Origin of the sequence: Labrys sedimenti, from assembly GCF_034424805.1 — a bacterium.
GTDB lineage: Bacteria > Pseudomonadota > Alphaproteobacteria > Rhizobiales > Labraceae > Labrys > Labrys sedimenti.
Genome location: NZ_JAXOUF010000002.1, coordinates 1,021,365 through 1,037,076, shown reverse-complemented (window position 1 = coordinate 1,037,076; position 15,712 = coordinate 1,021,365). Strand labels below are relative to the sequence as shown.

The following is a 15,712-nucleotide window of genomic DNA, read 5'->3' as shown; positions in this document are numbered from 1 at the left end:
TCAGCCTCCGGCTGACACTCCAATCCCGCGCTGCGGCAACGACACCAGACCGGAGGCCTGACATGGACGATCGGCGCAGACTGATGATCCTCGGCGGACTCGCCCTGGCAGGTGGCACCAGCCTGCCGGCGCTGGCGCAGGAGCCCAATGTGGCGGAACGTTTTGCGGCCCGGCTGAACGCCCATGACATCGCGGGTTTCGCCGCCCTGTTCTCCGACGATTACATCAACAACCAGGCCAGTGCTGCCGCCCCGGCCCGCAAGGAGCTGAGCGCCAAGCAGGCCACGGTGGCCTTCTTCCAGGCCCGCCTCACAGCCCTACCCGACCTGCAGGTCGCGATCGAGACGCAGGTGAGCCAAGGCGACAAGGTCGCCGCGAGCTTCGTCTATAGCGGCACGCACAAGGGCCCCTATTTCGGCATCGCCCCCACCGGCAAGCACCTGCGCTTCACCTCCTGCGACATCTTCCGCGTCGAGGCCGGCCTGATCGCCGAGCACTGGGGCATGGGCGACATCGCCGGCGTCATGGCGCAGTTGAAGGGGTAGGCTTGCCGCCGCACGGCACCATGGGATTACGGCCTAGAAACTGTTGCGCTCGTTATAGGTGCGCAGGAAGGACTGGATGCGCTTGTCGGCCGGGTTGTGGAAGATCGCCGCCGGCGTATCGACGGCGACCAGTTCACCCGCTTCCATGAAGGCCACCTGATCGCCGACATGGGCGGCAAAGCCCATTTCGTGGGTGACGACCACCATGGTCATGCCCTCGGCGGCTAGTTGCTTCATCACGTTCAGCACCTCGCCGACCAGTTCGGGATCGAGCGCCGAGGTCGGCTCGTCGAACAGCATCAGCTTGGGCTCCATGGCGATAGCCCGGGCGATGGCAACGCGTTGCTGCTGCCCGCCGGAAAGCCGCCCGGGATGATTGGCCATCTTGTCCGCCAGCCCCACCTTGCGCAGCGCCTCCGCCGCACGCGCCTGAGCTTCGGACCTGGAGAAGCCGCGCACCTGGACGAGGCCTTCCGCGACATTCTGCAACGCGGTCATATGCGGCCAGAGATTGAACTGCTGGAACACCATACCGATGCGCCGGCGCATCTCGCGCAGCTTGCCCGAAGCCATGCGCTTGCCGCCCGGGGTCTCGTAGCCGATCAGCCGGCCATCGATGCGGATCTCGCCGGCATCATATTCCTCGAGGAAGTTGATGCAGCGCAGCAGGGTCGACTTGCCCGATCCGGACGGGCCGATCAGGCAGGTGACCTTGCCGGGAGGGATCGAGGCAGAGATCTGCTTCAGCGCCTGGAACGGCCCGTAGAACTTGTCGACCTTGCGGATCTCGACGGAGGAAGCCTGTTCCATCTCAGCGTCTTTCGATCATGTAGTGGGTCACGCGGCCTTCCAGCCAGCGGCCGAGCCGGGAAACGAATTCCACCAGGCCCCAGAAGAACAAAGCCAGCGCCAAAGTGGCCTCGAAATAGCGGAAGGTCTCGGTGATCATCCGGTCCACCTGGTAGCGCAGCTCCGGCACCGTGATGGTGGAGAGCACCACCGTCTCCTTGGTCAGGATGATGGCGAAATTCACCAGCGCCGGCAGGGACGACACCAAGGCGAGCGGCAGCAGGATGCGCCTGACAATGGCGAACTCGCTCATGCCGATGGTGCGCGCCGCCTCGATCTGCCCCAGCGGGACCGCGTTGAAGCCCGAGCGGAAAATCTCCGCGAAATAGGGACTGCCATAGATCGACAGGCCGATCAGCCCCGCCGGCAGGGCATCGAGCCTCAAGCCGAAGGCGGGGCCGCCGTAATAGAGCACATAGAGCTGGACCAGGAAGGGCGTGCCGCGGATAGCCTCGACATAGCCGACGAGCAGCCAGCGCAACGGCGCCGGCCCATAGCGCTGCGCCAGCGCGATGACGAGGCCGAGTACGACGGAACAGGCGGTGCCGACCAGCCAGCACAGCACCGTCATGCCGAAACCACGCAGCAGCGCCGGCCCGTAGTGAACGATCAGCTCCATCACGCAGCCGTCCTTCGTTCCAGGTACCGGCCGAGCGTGGCCAGGCACAGATTGATCACGAGATAGAGGCACCCAGCCGCGACATAGGCCTCGAGCGGGCGATAGCTTGCCCCCGCCTCGGCCTGGCTGGCCCGCGTGATCTCCCAGATGCCGACCAGGGAGACCAGCGAGGAGGCCTTCACGAGCAGGATGAGTTCGTTGACCAGCGCCGGCAGCGACAGCCGGACCGCCTGCGGCAGGATGATCCGTGTCCAGATCGAACGCGGCAGCATGCCGATGGCGACGGCCGCCTCGGTCTGCCCGCGCGGCAGCGCATTGATGGCCCCACGCCAGATTTCGGCGACATAGGCACTGGAGCACAGGCCAACGGCCAGCACTGCCGCCACCATCGGCGGCACATTGATGCCGACGACCGGCAGGAGGTAGAACATCAAAAGCAGCTGCACCATCAGCGGCACGCCGCGAAAGAAGCTGATCCAGACCGCAGCACCCCTCCGCAATACATGCGAGAGCGACAGGGCACCGGCGCAGATCAGTGCACCAACGAGGAGCCCGATCGCGATCCCCAGCAGCGAGACGATCAGGGTGCTCGGAACTCCCAGCGCCAATGCGCGGAAGCTCTTGATGAAGGCATTCAGCGAGAACATGCGGGAGGACCGGTGACCGGAGCACGGCGCCACCGGGACGCCCTGCGTTCCCGGAGCGAGGCGCGACTGCGGCGAATCGCGCTTTGCTCCGGCTCTTCATTGTGATGCGCCCTCGCGATCCGACGAGTTGCGCCGGATCGCGGGACGCTTCAGGTCACTTGGCCGGCACCTCCAGCGGCAGTTCGGTATATTTGCCGAGCCACTTTTCCTGGATCGCCTTGACGCGCCCATCCTTGGTCATCTTGACGATGGCATCCTTGATGGCGCCGGCAAAGCTGGCGCTGTCATCACCCTTGCGCAGCACCCAGGCAAAATAGGTCGGCTTGCCGAAGGTCGAAACCTCAGGCAGGGCGAACACGTCGCCACGCTGCTTGACGAGATAGGCGAGATTGGGGGCCGAGCCCGCCACGGCATCGAGACGGCCGGCGGCCAGATCGGCATAGGCCTCGTCGGTGGTGCCATATTCCTTGATGGTTACATTGCCGACCTTGGTGCCGAATTCCTGCAACTGCTTGAACTGAGCCGTGCCCTGCTGCACGCCGACGGTCTTCCCAGCGATGTCCTCGGGCTTGTTGATGTCCTTGTTGGCGGCGGCCTTGACGATGCCGACTGTCGCATCGGCGATCGGCAGGGTGAAGGTGTAGCGCTCGAGCCGTTCGGGCGTGATCGTCACCGGCGCGATGACGATGTCGAATTTCGACACTTCGAGGCCCGGAAGCTGGGAGGTCCAGGGCAGGTCCTGATAGACGGGTTCGACGCCGATCTCCTTGGCGACATTGTCGAACAGGTCCTTGGTCATGCCCTGATAGGTGCCGTCGACAACCATGTCGAACGGGGCATAGTGCATGTCCGTTGCCGTCACGATCTTACCGGCACTCTTGACGTTGGCCAGCTGATCGGCCGACGCCGCCAGTCCCGAACCCCCGACAAGGGCAAGACCGAGCAGCGCGCCACGCAATAAGGTTCCGATTTTCATTATGTTCTCCACCTGGATAGGTTTTGGATTGAACCCGCTTTTCTTGGCACCGTCGAGAGTGGATTTCGCAATCGCACCGCGACAGTTTCTCAGAGGTGACGGCCTCGCGTTAAATCATGGGGTGGTATCACCATCAGGACGTTGGAGCGCAAGATACGTATCGGCAAAACCACATCCTTGTTCCCCTTCGTTGCGGGGGGCCTCTACGATTTGAGACCACCATCAAGTCGCGAACACTCAGGCGAGCAGCATGCGCGCTATGATGTTACGCTGTATCTCCGATGAGCCCTCGTAAATCCGCATGATGCGGACATCGCGCGCCATTCGTTCCAGGGGCAATTCCTGGGAATAGCCATAGCCGCCATGGATCTGCAGGGCGCGGTCGATGATCGACCCGGCCTTTTCCGAGGCAAATAGCTTGGCCATGGAGGCTTCCTTCGAAAAGCGTTCGCCTCTCTCGCGCAGGGAGGCGGCCCTCAGTCCCATCAGGCGCGCCGCATCGAGTTCGGTCGCCATATCGGCCAGCATCCATTGCAGTCCCTGGAACTCGGCGATCGCATGGCCGCCGACTTGGCGGGTCTTGGCCCATTCCACCGCCATGGCCAGTGCCTCTCCAGCCATTCCGGTGCACATGGCGGCGACTTCGGTGCGGCCGTTGTCGAGCGTCTTCAGGGCTGTCCTGAAGCCACTTCCTTCCGGTCCGAGCCTTGCCTCCTCCTCGATTCGGCAGTCGAACTCGACCTCGAACACATGCCCGCCGCGCAGGCCCATCGTCTTTTCGGGGGGACCGATTCTCACGCCTCCTTTGGCGGGCTCGACCACGAAGGCGCTAATGCCGCGGGCGCCGGCCGTCGCATCGGTCTTGGCGAAGACGACGACGAAATCGGCATGCGCCGCGTTGGAGATGAAATGCTTGACGCCGCGCAGGTGATACGATGCGCCGTCCCGAACGGCTCGGGTCGTCATGTCGGCCGGATTGGAGCCGGCGCCCGGCTCAGTCAGGCCGAATGCACCCAATGTCCTGCCGGCCGCCGCATCCGATAGATAGCGGCCGCGCTGCGCGTCGTCGCCGCCGATCAGGATCGCATCGGTGGCCAGGAAATGCGCGGTCATCATCGAGACGGTCGAGCCGCAACCGGCCGCCAGCGCCTCGACGGCAAGGTAGAGCGCCACGGGCGACAGGCCGGGGCCGCCCCATGCCGGCGGCAGGTTCATGCCCATGGCTCCCAGTTGAGCCAAAGCCGGAATGTGCCGCGACGCGAAGGCACCGCTGGCATCGATCTCACGGGCATTCGGCTTGAGCACGTCCTGTGCGAAGCGGCGGATCTGCTCGACCACTGCGAGGGTGTCGGCATCCGGTTCGAAATTCATTGCTGTTCCTCCTGCGCGGCAAGGCCGGCGAGAATGTCGTGCGTGTGCTCTCCGAGCCGCGGCGCACGCACGGGCCGGCCACGCCGGGAGCCCGAGAAATGGGCTGGCTGTTCCGGCAGGGGAACGATACTTCCTTGCCGAAAAAGGCCACGCTCATGCGCCTGCTCGGAATCGATCGCCTGCGCCACGGTGCTGATCGGCGCCACGGGGATGCCGGCGCCGGCCAGAACCCTGACCACCTCGCCCGTCGACCTCGTGCCTGTCCACCGCTCCACGCAGGCGCGCAAGGATGGCTCGTTTTCCGAGCGCAGGGAATCGCTGCGATAGCGCGGATCACTCGCCAGTCCGGGCTGGTCGATGGTCGCGGCAAGATCAGCAAACAGCTTCTCGTTGAGGACCGCAATCACCGCGTGGCCGTCGATGGTCCGATAGGCTCCGAAGGGCGCCGAGAGCGGGTGGCGGTTGCCGACGCGCATCGGTACAGCCCCCGTCGCCAGATAGCGGCACGCTCCGGTCGGCAACAGCGAAAGCAGGGCATCGAACATGGCGAGATCGATATGGCAGCCGCGCCCGGTGCGCTCGCGCTGCCACAGCGCAGCCGTAATCGCCCAGGCGCCATACAGGCCGGCGCCGATGTCCCCGATGGCCTCCCCGATCAAGGTCGGTGGCCCGTCCGGCATGCCCGTCATCGCCATCAGCCCGCTCTCGGCCTGCACGATGATGTCATAGGCCGGCCGATCACGCCCGGCGCCGTTCTGCCCGAAACCCGAAATGCTGAGATAGACGAGATCGGGATTCTCGCCGACGAGGTCGGCATAGGCGATGCCGAGCCGCGACGCGACGCCCGGCCGGAAATTTTCGACCACCACATCGGCCTGGGCGGCCAGCCGCCGCGCCGTGATACGGTCGGCCTCGGTCTTGAGGTCGAGCACGATGCTGCGCTTGCCACGATTGGCAAATTCGAACATGGCACTGTCGTCCCCAACGAACGGGCCGACATGGCGATAGTCGTCGCCGGCGCTGCCCTCCACCTTGATGATATCGGCGCCGGCGTCGGCGAGAAGGGCGGTGGCGAAAGGCCCCGCGAGCACGCGCGAGAAGTCCAGGACGACGAGGCCCTCGAGCGGCAGGTCAAATCCAGTCATGGCTGTTCCTTGATGTCTGCGCAGGATTTGACAGCCCGTGGATAAAGGCAAATATTCTTATTGCATCAAGAAAATAAGTTTTTCCTATTCATGATCACGGTCCGTCAACTGAGCTATTTCGTGGCTGCCGCCGAGCATGAGGGTACGGCACAGGCGGCGCGCGCGCTCCATGTCTCCCAGCCGGCGATCTCAGTGGCCATCCGCCAATTGGAAGAAAGGATCGGCCAGCCCCTGTTCGTGCGCCGCCATGCCCAAGGCCTTGTCCTGACCCAGGCCGGACGCGACAAGCTTGCCGAGGCTCGCTCCATCCTCTCCCAGATCAATGCCTGGTCAGCTTCGCCGGGCGTTTCGTCCGGGCGGCAGACCTTCCTCGACGTCGGCTGTCTGGCCACGCTGGGCCCGTTGCACCTGCCGCCGATCATCCGTGCCTTCCGCCAGTCCCACCCGCATGTCGAAGTGCGGATGCGGGAGGGCGACATCGAGGAACTGCACCGCCTGGTCGATAACGGGCTGATCGAAGTTGCGCTGCTCTACGATCTCGATCTCGGCCGCGCTGGCGCGACCGAAACAGTCGCGGAATTCCAGCCCTATGTGCTGGTTCCGGCCGGTCACCCGCTTGCCGGCAAGCGCCGTGCCCGGCTGCGGGACGTCGCGGCCTGGCCCCTGATCCTGATCAACCTGCCGCACAGCCGCGACTATTTCCTGGCGCTGTTCCGCCAGGCGGGGGTGGTGCCGACCCTCGGTATGGAAGCGCGCACGATCGACATGGTACGCGGCCTGGTTGCCAATGGTCTCGGCATCGCGCTGCTGACCACACGCTCCCGTTCCGGTGTCAGTGAGGACGGCCTCCCGCTGGCGATCGTGGAGCTCGAGGATCCACTCCCCCCGCAAAAGGCGGCGATCATCACGCCGCGCCAATTTCCCATCACCTGGATGGCAAGTGCCTTCATCGACCATGTCCGCGCGCATTTCGGGCAGAGGCAGGAAGATTCCTTGGCCGAGGGGCAGCAGTGCGCCTAGATCGACTGCCGATCCGATCGGATCTGGCTTACGCCTTCTTTTCCCAGCGCCCCTCGTCGCTCTGCTGCCAATAGGTCGCGGCAAATCCCAGTTCCTTGGCCTGCTTCCACTGATCCCGCGCGCCTTGCACGGCGTCGGCGTCATTGCCGTCGAACATCAGCACGATGCGCTCATAGCTCGGAGCATCCGCCGGCAAGGGGGCGCCATCGACGAGGAAACGGATCGCAGCGCCGTTGGGATTGCCCTCATGCGTCACCAGCACGATCGGCTGGGCGGGACCATCGTCGCTCTCCAGCCCATGCGGCAGGAAGGCTTCGTCATTATAGGTCCAGAGCACATCATCGAGCGAACGCAAGCGCTCCTGCGGCCCTTGCACCGCGCAGCGCCAGCCGCGCTGCAGGGACTTTTCCAGAAGGCCCGGCAGAACCCGTTCGAGCGGGGCTCTCTGCAGATGATAGAAGAGCAATTCCGTCATCGCCTCGCCTTTCTCAATAGCGGCTCTCTCGCGAGCGTGTCCTCACCATGGCAGGCGCATCCCGGACGGAATGCCACCATTCTCTCACAACCGGTACGCGAGCGATCAACTCGCTTCCGGCCGAAACACTGTCGGCAACAGCCAGGACGGGCGCGAGGTAGCACCAAGCCAGGTTGGGAGAAAGCCCCACGCCCCCCTCACCCACCAATTCCTGCAAGGCGCGCAATGCCGTCTCGGCCTTCGCCAGTGTCTCCGGTGTGGGCATCGTGCCATCGCGCCACCATAGCGGCACATAGATCCCCCAGACCAGCGGACGATAGGCGTAATGATCGACCACGCGCATGATCTGGCGCATGCGTGCCGCGGCCTGGGCATCGGCAGGCACCAACGAAGGGTCGGGCAGCAGCGCCTCGATATAATGGGCAATGGCATCGGTCTCATAGACAACAATGCCATCGATCTCGATGCTCGGGATACGCCGGAACGGATGGCGCCGCTCATAGTCATCCGGTATGCCCCTGTCGTCAAAAATGTCAGCCATGACAAAGTCATGACTGACATTCTTCAAATCGGGAATCAGCCGGATGATCCGCGTATGGACGCTGTCAGGCGTGCCGAACAGCGTGATCCTCACCCCTCGTAGTGCTCCGCCACCAGCCGATCGAGCAGGCGCACGCCCCAGCCCGAGCCCCAGCTGCGGTTGACGTCGCTGGCGGGCGAGCCCATGGCGGTACCAGCGATATCGAGATGGGCCCAGGGTGTTTCGTTGACGAAGCGCTGCAGGAACTGGGCAGCGGTGATCGAGCCGCCATTGCGGCCGCCCGTGTTCTTCACGTCGGCGAATTTGGAATCGATCAGCTTGTCGTATTCCGGGCCGAGCGGCATGCGCCAGACCCGCTCCCCCGTCGTCTGCCCGGCCACGAACAGGCGCCCGGCCAATTCGTCGTTGTTGGAGAAGAGGCCGGCATATTCCTGGCCGAGCGCCACCATGATGGCACCGGTGAGGGTGGCGAGATCGACCATGAATTGCGGCTTGTACTTGTCCTGGATGTACCAGAGCACATCCGCCAGCACGAGCCGGCCCTCGGCGTCGGTATTGATGATCTCAATGGTCTGGCCCGACATCGAGGTGACGATATCGCCCGGACGCTGGGCCTTGCCGTCAGGCATGTTCTCGACGATGCCGATCGCTCCGATCACGTTGGCCTTGGCCTTGCGGGCGGCAAGCGCATGCATCAGGCCGACCACGCAGGCCGCGCCACCCATGTCGCCCTTCATATCCTCCATGCCCGATGCAGGCTTGATGGAAATGCCGCCGGTGTCGAAGGTCACGCCCTTGCCGATGAAGGCAACCGGCTTGGCCTCGCGATTCTTGGCGCCGTTCCAGCGCATCACCACCAGCCGGCTGTCATGTTCGGATCCTTGGCCGACTCCGAGCAACGCCCCCATGCCGAGCTTCTTCATGGCCTTGACGTCGAGGATCTCGATTTCGACGCCGAGTTCCTCCAACTCAGCCGCCCGCTTGGCGAAGGCTTCCGGATAGAGCACGTTCGGCGGCTCGTTGACGAGATCGCGGGCGAGCCTCACGCCGTCGGCGATCGCCTCGCGCGACTTGCCGGCCTTCTTGGCTGCGCCGTCGACGCTGCTGGCGATCGTCAATTCGAGCACCTTGTTCGCCGCATCGTCCTGTTTGCGCGTCTTGTAGCGTTCGAACTTATAGGCCCTCAAACGGGCACCGAGGGTGAAGTCCGCCACCTGATCGGCGGTGATGGCAGCGTCCGGCAGGTCCAGCACCACCGTCGCCGACTTCGCCGAGGCCGGCAGCTTGCCGATCACATTGCCCCCGGCCTTGACCCAATCGGTGCGGGCGCTGTCCTCGGCCTTGCCGAGCGAAATCACGATCACCCGGTCTGCCGTCAGGCCCAAGGGCGCGAGAATGTCGAGGGAGGTCAGCGCCTTCCCCTTGAAATTGTCGGCGGAAGCCGCACGTTTGACCAGACTGCCGATACCCGGTAGAGCAGCTTCCGTTTCAGGCGATACCGCCAAATCGATATTTGTGAATATGACGGCGATGCCGTTGGCAATTTTCTCGACTTTTGAAAAAGACAGTTTCAATTCGGAAACCATAATTAATGCCCATTCTAGGAAGCTGCCGCGCGATTGACGGCTTGTTGGGACTTTTGCATGTCAATCCGTAACCATGTCTACAACAATCCGCTTGCAGCCGCGGTCCTGCCATACAAACGTCTCGCCTCCTGCCTAGCACGAGGCTACAAGCAACGGGTAGGAGACCCGAAAAGGCAATGAACCTCGTCAGCCGATATATTGCCAGACAGTTTGGCTTTGCCTTCCTGGTCTGCCTCGTCGTGCTGACGCTTCTGGCCTGGATGGTCGGGGCTCTGCGCGAATTCAACGTCATGACGGCACAAGGCCAGTCCGTGCTGGTCTTCCTGGCCATCAGCTCGCTTGCCTTGCCGGCGCTGGTGGTCGTGGTCGCACCGCTGGCGGTCTTCCTGGCGGCCGTGTGGCTTCTGCAGCGGCTCAATGCCGGCTCTGAACTCGTCGTCCTCAATGCTGCGGGCTATTCCCCCTCCCGGCTGATCACGCCCTTTGCAGGCATTACCGGTCTGGTCGCTGCGGGAATTGCTGCCGTCACCCTCTATATCCAGCCCGCCAGCCAGCATGAGCTGACCGCCTGGCGCGTCGCGGCGGCAGCCGACGTGGTGCAGCACTTCCTCAAGGAAGGCCAGTTCACCGCTCTGCGCGGCTTCACCTTCCATATCCGCGAGCGCCAGCCCGACGGTACGCTGCTCGGCATTTTCGTGCAGGATGCCCGCGACAAGGGCAAGACCAAGACCTACATCGCCGGAACCGGCAAGATCGTCGACACGCCGACGGGGCTGGTGCTGGTCCTCAACAACGGCTCGCTGCAGCAGCAGGAAGGCGGCGCTTCCTCCGACGCCTCGATCGTCACCTTCGAGCAGTATCAGTTCGACCTCTCGCAGCTCGCCCGCGATGACAACGACGCCATCAACTATAAGCCGCGCGACCGCTACACCAGCGAACTGTGGAACACCCAGCCATCCGAGATGAAGGGACAGGCCGAACGTGGCCGCATTCGCGGCGAGTTGGTGGACCGGTTCACGGCGCCCCTCTATCCGATCGCCTTCATGCTGGTCGCCCTCGCCTTCCTCGGCCAGGCGCGCACCACCCGCCAGGGTCGGGCCAGCGCGATCGGCTTTGCTATTCTGAGCGTGCTGGTGGTGCGCATTCTCGGCTTCATCGCCACGCAGAGCCTGAGCGTGCATTCGGCCGGCGGCGTCTATATTGCATTCGGCGTACCGATCCTGACCTCGCTGGTCTGCCTTGCCGTCATTACCGGCCATCTGCGCCTGTCGCTGCCGCGCGGGCTGACGAATTGGTACAATGAGCTGACTTCGCGCCTCGCCAACAGGACGGCGCGCGCATGATCCTGACCTCCACTCTCGGCCGCTATCTCAGCAAGCGCTTCCTGATCGCCATTTTCGGCGTGCTTGCCTTCCTGTTCGTCATGATCTTCCTGCTGGATTTCGCCGAGACCAGCCGGCGTGCCAGCGACCTGCCGCGGGTTTCCGTGGGCTCGATCGCCGCCCTCTCCCTGCTGCGAACACCGTCCATCATCGAGCAGACCCTGCCCTTCGTCTTCCTGTTCGGGGCCATCATCTGTTTCGTCAATCTCAGCCTGCGGCTCGAACTGGTGGTGATGCGTGCCGCCGGCCTGTCGGTCTGGCAATTCCTGGCCCCACCGATCATCTGCGCCATCCTCCTCGGCATTCTCGCGGCAATTGCCTTCAACCCGCTCTCGGCTGCGCTGAAGACCAGGAGCGACCTGCTCGACACGCGCGTCTTCGGCGCCCGCCAGATCCGCGACGACGACAAGAGTCGCTGGATCCGCGACGGCCAGGCCGTCATTCATACTTCGGCGGAGAATAGCGACGACGGTGCGCTGACGGGCGTTACCATCTATGCGCTCGACGCCGACGGCCGTTTTGTCAGGCGCCTGGAAGCCGATACCGCAAAACTTGACAAGGGCGTCTGGCATCTATCCAACGTCCAGGAATTCATCCCCAACCAACCGGTCAAACCCTCGGAAAGCATTGATTTTCCTAGTAATTTGACCAAGTCCCAGGTTGATCAGAAATTTGCGGTGTCCGCGGACAGCGTGTCTTTCTGGAGACTCCCGTCATCAATCGCACAACAAGGCGCCGCGGGACTTGATGCAAATGACTACCGGTTGCAATATCAGACACTTCTAGCTCGTCCCCTGCTGCTCGTGGCGATGGTGCTGATCGCCGCGACGGTATCGCTGCGGTTTGCACGCCTTGGCGGTATTGGTGTGATGATCTTGAGTGGAATCGGGGCGGGTTTCTTGCTGTATGTCGTAACCAAAATGGCCAAGGATCTGGGCATTGCGGGGCTGGTTGCGCCGGCCGTCGCCGCTTGGACTCCGGCCGCCATTGCGGCCCTGATCGGATTTACCGTGTTGCTTAACCAGGAGGATGGCTGATGCGCGTATCAGCTCGCCACTTCCTTACGACCATGCTGTGCACCACCGTCGCGGTTGCAGCGCTGTCGTTTGCGTTGTTGCCGTCGAAAGCCCATGCCCAGGAGAATCTGCTGGGCCCCTTGGGTGCGCGTTCCGATGGTGCCGGAGGTCAGGGCAGCTCCAACATGGTCCTCAAGGCCAGGGAGATGCAGTATGACCAGGACAACGAGGTCGTAACCGCTATCGGCACGGTGCAGATCTATTACAACGGCCGCGCCCTTCAGGCTGACCGCGTGGTCTATGACCGCAAGGCCAAGCGCGTGCGGGCCAATGGCAATGTCGTCATCACCGAAGCCGACGGCACCAAGACCTATGCCAATAATTTCGACCTGACCGACGATTTCAGGGACGGTTTTGTCAATTCGCTGAAGATGGTGACGGCGGACGAGCTCTATATCGCCTCCAACCGCGCCGAGCGCACCGGCGGTAATGTCACCGTGTTCCAGAACGGCGTCTATTCGGCCTGCTCGCCCTGTGCCGACAATCCGCAGAAGCCGCCTCTGTGGCAGATCAAGGCTGTCAAGGTCATCCACAACCAGCAGGAGAAGATGATCTATTTCGAAGATGCTCGCTTCGAGTTCTTCGGCCTGCCGATCGCCTATCTGCCCTATATGTCGACCCCCGACCCGTCGGTCACCCGCAAGAGCGGCTTCATCACGCCGCGCTATTTCCACTCCTCGCGGATCGGCTACGGCCTCGAGCTGCCCTATTTCATCGACCTCGCTCCCAATTACGATCTGACCCTGACCCCCGGCTATGCCAGCAGCCAGGGTCCGACGGGCCAGATCGAATGGCGCCATCGTACGCTCAATGGTGCCTATTCGGTGATGGCGTCGGGCGCCTTCATCAGCGACCCCGACAAGTTCGCCAATGAGGATATCGGCAGGCCGAACTGGCGCGGCTCGATTTCGTCGAAAGGCGAATTCTGGCTGAACGACAAATGGCGTTTCGGCTGGGACGGCTCGCTGCTGAGCGACAAATATTACTGGCGCGACTACCGCCTCGACAATCTCAGGGGCAAGACGGAGGCAACCTCCACCGTCTATCTGACGGGCGTCGGCACCAAATCCTGGTTCGATCTGCGCGCCTATTATTTCCAGGGCCTGACCACGGCCGACGTGCAGAAGCAGCTGCCCGTCGTCGCGCCGGTGCTCGACTATGACTACATCGTCGACCGCCCGGTCTTCGGCGGCGAACTCGGCTGGAACCTCAATCTGACCAGCCTGACCCGCCAGCAGGCCGCCTTCGACAACATCCTGGGCTACAACTGCGACAATCTCACGCCGAAGACGCGGACGAACTGCCTGCAGCGCGGCATCGACGGTACCTATACGCGCGCCTCGATCAACGCCTATTGGAAGAAGACCTTCACCGATACCTATGGGCAGCAGTGGACGCCCTTCGCCTATGTTCGCGGCGATCTCGGCTTCACGCAGCTCGACGGCAACCCTGCCGACCAGTTCGTCAGCAACAAGAAGAACGACACTGCGGCGCGCCTGGTGCCGGCCATCGGCCTCGACTATCGCTACCCCTTCATCTCTCAATCCGATTGGGGTACGCAGATCATCGAACCGATCGCCCAGGTCATCCTGCGTCCCAAGGCGATGCAGAGCGGCGTCTTCCCGAACGAAGACGCCCAGAGCCTGATCTTCGACGACACCAACCTGTTCGATTGGGATAAGTATTCCGGCTATGATCGGGCCGAGGATGGTTCTCGCGTCAATGCCGGCCTGCAATATTCGCTGACCACCAATGGCGGCGGCTACTACAACGCCATGTTCGGCCAATCCTACTCCTTCGGTGGCACCAATTCCTTCACCAGGGGCGACATGGCCAATACGGGCCTGCAATCGGGCCTGGATCGCAACATTTCCGACTATGTCGCGCGTGTTTATCTGCAGCCGGTGAACAATTTCGCGATTCTGTCGGGGGCCCGCTTCGACCAGAAGAACTGGGACATGCGGCAGTTCGAGGTCGGCGCCCTCGGCACGATCGGGCGCCTGAAGGCCGACATCATCTATGCGCGCTACGATGCCCAGCCGCTGCTGGGGCTCGACGATCGCGAAGGCATCAATGGCAAGGCCGCCTTCAAGCTGAGCGAGAACTGGATTGCCAGCGCCGGCGCTCTCTACGACATGAGGACCAAGAAATTCTCGTCGAGCTATGCCGGGTTGACCTATGTCGACGCCTGCATCGCGCTCGGCATGAGCGTCTCGCGCTCCTATGACACCACGTCGTTGAAATACGACACCACGGTGCAGTTCCAGCTGCAGCTGCGTGGCCTGGGTGTCAGCGGCAGCCCGAAGGAATTCACCGACAAGATCTGGAACAACGACTTCGACAATCTCAATGTCACCAAGCCGAGCAGTTACACCGACCGCTACGGCAATCTGAAGACCTTCTGAGACGAAGCGAGCCGGCCTGCCCTGCCCGGGGCTGGCCCGTTCATGCAAGCGAGCTCATCTGACCCGATCATGTCGACCGAACAGTCCTTGCTGCCAATTGCCTTAACCATGGGGGAACCGGCGGGCATCGGCCCGGAGCTGATCGTGATGGCAGCCTCAGCCCGCCGCGAAGCCGCGCCTTTCTTCGTCTATGGCGATCCCGGCTTGTTGTCGGACCGCGCCCGGCGCATCGGCCTCGATCTGGCCATCGTCGAGACCGACGAAACCGGCGCAATCGCAGCCTTCGCACATGGCCTTCCTGTCGTTCCCCTGGCCAATCCCACCCCTGACCAGCCCGGCAAGCCTGATGTCGCCGGTGCCGCTGCGGTCATCGAGTCGATCGAACGCGCCGTGCTGTCTGTTCACCGCGGGCAGGCCCGGGCGGTGGTCACGCCACCGATCATGAAGGAAGTGCTCTACCGTGCCGGCTTCGGCCACCCCGGCCATACCGAATTCCTGGGCGAATTGGCGCGCCGCCATTGGGGCCATGACGGCAGGCCGGTGATGATGATCTGGTCCGAAATGGTGGCCGTGGTGCCGGTCACCATTCACATTCCCTTGGCCGAAGTATCCACAGCCCTCAGCGAGGAGCTGATCTATGAGACCGGCCTGATCACCGCGGGGGACCTCAAGGACCGCTTCAACATCGCTGCACCGCGGCTCGCGGTTGCCGGCCTCAATCCCCATGCCGGCGAGAACGGCACATTAGGCGGCGAGGACAACGCCGTCGTCGCGCCCGCCATCGCCAGGCTCAGGGCTGCCGGCATCGATGCTCGCGGTCCCCTGCCCGCCGATACGATGTTTCATGCCCGGGCGCGCCAGACCTATGATGCAGCCCTGTGCATGTATCACGACCAGGCCCTGGCGCCAGCCAAGGCCCTGGCCTTCGACGAAGCCGTCAACGTGACCCTCGGCCTGCCCTTCGTGCGTACCTCGCCCGATCACGGCACAGCCTTCGATCTCGCCGGTACCGGCAAGGCCAATCCTTCCAGTTTCCTCGCCAGCCTGGCGCTGGCCGATAGAATGTCCCGCTGAT

15 protein-coding genes are annotated in these 15,712 nt (G+C 63.3%); 6 read left to right on the top strand and 9 right to left on the bottom strand.

The window, feature by feature from the left end; translation table 11 throughout:
* Window positions 1-62 precede the first annotated feature (62 nt).
* Window positions 63-545, top strand: a complete 483-nt coding sequence (locus U1R88_RS11195) for an ester cyclase (RefSeq protein ID WP_322431282.1) — start codon at window positions 63-65, stop codon at window positions 543-545.
* Between the two features lie 33 nt (window positions 546-578).
* Here U1R88_RS11195 and U1R88_RS11190 read toward each other — a convergent pair whose 3' ends face one another.
* From U1R88_RS11190 to U1R88_RS11165, 6 genes are all read right to left on the bottom strand, one after another.
* A complete protein-coding gene (locus U1R88_RS11190; RefSeq protein ID WP_322431281.1) occupies window positions 579-1,355 on the bottom strand; it encodes an amino acid ABC transporter ATP-binding protein in 777 nt (258 codons plus the stop codon).
* A 1-nt stretch (window position 1,356) separates the two neighbouring features.
* Window positions 1,357-2,013 (bottom strand): amino acid ABC transporter permease, encoded by a 657-nt coding sequence (locus U1R88_RS11185; protein WP_068287262.1) that lies wholly within the window; start codon window positions 2,011-2,013, stop codon window positions 1,357-1,359.
* Entirely contained in the window at window positions 2,013-2,660 is a 648-nt protein-coding gene (locus tag U1R88_RS11180; protein WP_322431280.1) for an amino acid ABC transporter permease, read from the bottom strand. Before U1R88_RS11180 ends, U1R88_RS11185 begins: the two co-directional genes overlap by 1 nt.
* Window positions 2,661-2,814: 154 nt before the next feature.
* Window positions 2,815-3,636 carry a transporter substrate-binding domain-containing protein gene (locus U1R88_RS11175; RefSeq protein ID WP_322431279.1) on the bottom strand — a complete coding sequence of 274 codons (822 nt, stop codon included), beginning with the start codon at window positions 3,634-3,636 and terminating at the stop codon, window positions 2,815-2,817.
* 237 nt (window positions 3,637-3,873) lie between these two features.
* Window positions 3,874-5,007 carry an acyl-CoA dehydrogenase family protein gene (locus tag U1R88_RS11170; RefSeq protein WP_322431278.1) on the bottom strand — a complete coding sequence of 378 codons (1,134 nt, stop codon included), beginning with the start codon at window positions 5,005-5,007 and terminating at the stop codon, window positions 3,874-3,876.
* Window positions 5,004-6,152, bottom strand: coding sequence for a CaiB/BaiF CoA transferase family protein (locus U1R88_RS11165; RefSeq protein WP_322431277.1), 1,149 nt, complete (start codon window positions 6,150-6,152; stop codon window positions 5,004-5,006). Before U1R88_RS11165 ends, U1R88_RS11170 begins: the two co-directional genes overlap by 4 nt.
* Window positions 6,153-6,242: 90 nt before the next feature.
* On the opposite strand from U1R88_RS11165, the gene U1R88_RS11160 reads away from it, so the two are divergent.
* The gene (locus U1R88_RS11160) at window positions 6,243-7,172 is read left to right on the top strand and encodes a LysR family transcriptional regulator (RefSeq protein ID WP_322431276.1); all 930 of its coding nucleotides are present in this window, start codon (window positions 6,243-6,245) and stop codon (window positions 7,170-7,172) included.
* 28 nt (window positions 7,173-7,200) lie between these two features.
* Here the strand turns inward: U1R88_RS11160 and U1R88_RS11155 are convergent, their stop codons facing one another.
* Genes U1R88_RS11155 through U1R88_RS11145 form a run of 3 tightly spaced genes read right to left on the bottom strand, consistent with a single transcriptional unit; the run spans window position 7,201 to window position 9,774 of the window.
* A complete protein-coding gene (locus U1R88_RS11155; RefSeq protein WP_068287244.1) occupies window positions 7,201-7,647 on the bottom strand; it encodes a DNA polymerase III subunit chi in 447 nt (148 codons plus the stop codon).
* A 13-nt stretch (window positions 7,648-7,660) separates the two neighbouring features.
* Entirely contained in the window at window positions 7,661-8,281 is a 621-nt protein-coding gene (locus U1R88_RS11150) for a glutathione S-transferase family protein (RefSeq protein ID WP_322431275.1), read from the bottom strand.
* Complete coding sequence (locus U1R88_RS11145) at window positions 8,278-9,774, bottom strand: leucyl aminopeptidase (protein ID WP_322431274.1); 1,497 nt, start codon at window positions 9,772-9,774, stop codon at window positions 8,278-8,280. Before U1R88_RS11145 ends, U1R88_RS11150 begins: the two co-directional genes overlap by 4 nt.
* Window positions 9,775-9,950: 176 nt before the next feature.
* Between U1R88_RS11145 and lptF the strand changes: the two genes are divergently transcribed.
* The 4 genes from lptF (at window position 9,951) to pdxA (ending at window position 15,711) form a co-directional block, all read left to right on the top strand.
* A complete protein-coding gene (gene lptF, locus U1R88_RS11140) occupies window positions 9,951-11,117 on the top strand; it encodes an LPS export ABC transporter permease LptF (RefSeq protein ID WP_068287238.1) in 1,167 nt (388 codons plus the stop codon).
* Window positions 11,114-12,193, top strand: coding sequence for an LPS export ABC transporter permease LptG (gene lptG, locus U1R88_RS11135; protein ID WP_322431273.1), 1,080 nt, complete (start codon window positions 11,114-11,116; stop codon window positions 12,191-12,193). The genes lptF and lptG overlap by 4 nt, the downstream gene beginning before the upstream one ends.
* Window positions 12,193-14,637 (top strand): LPS-assembly protein LptD, encoded by a 2,445-nt coding sequence (locus tag U1R88_RS11130; RefSeq protein ID WP_068287232.1) that lies wholly within the window; start codon window positions 12,193-12,195, stop codon window positions 14,635-14,637. Before lptG ends, U1R88_RS11130 begins: the two co-directional genes overlap by 1 nt.
* A 69-nt stretch (window positions 14,638-14,706) precedes the next feature.
* Window positions 14,707-15,711: a 4-hydroxythreonine-4-phosphate dehydrogenase PdxA gene (pdxA, locus tag U1R88_RS11125; protein ID WP_322431272.1), complete on the top strand. Its 1,005-nt coding sequence runs from the start codon at window positions 14,707-14,709 to the stop codon at window positions 15,709-15,711.
* The last annotated feature ends 1 nt before the right edge of the window (window position 15,712 follow it).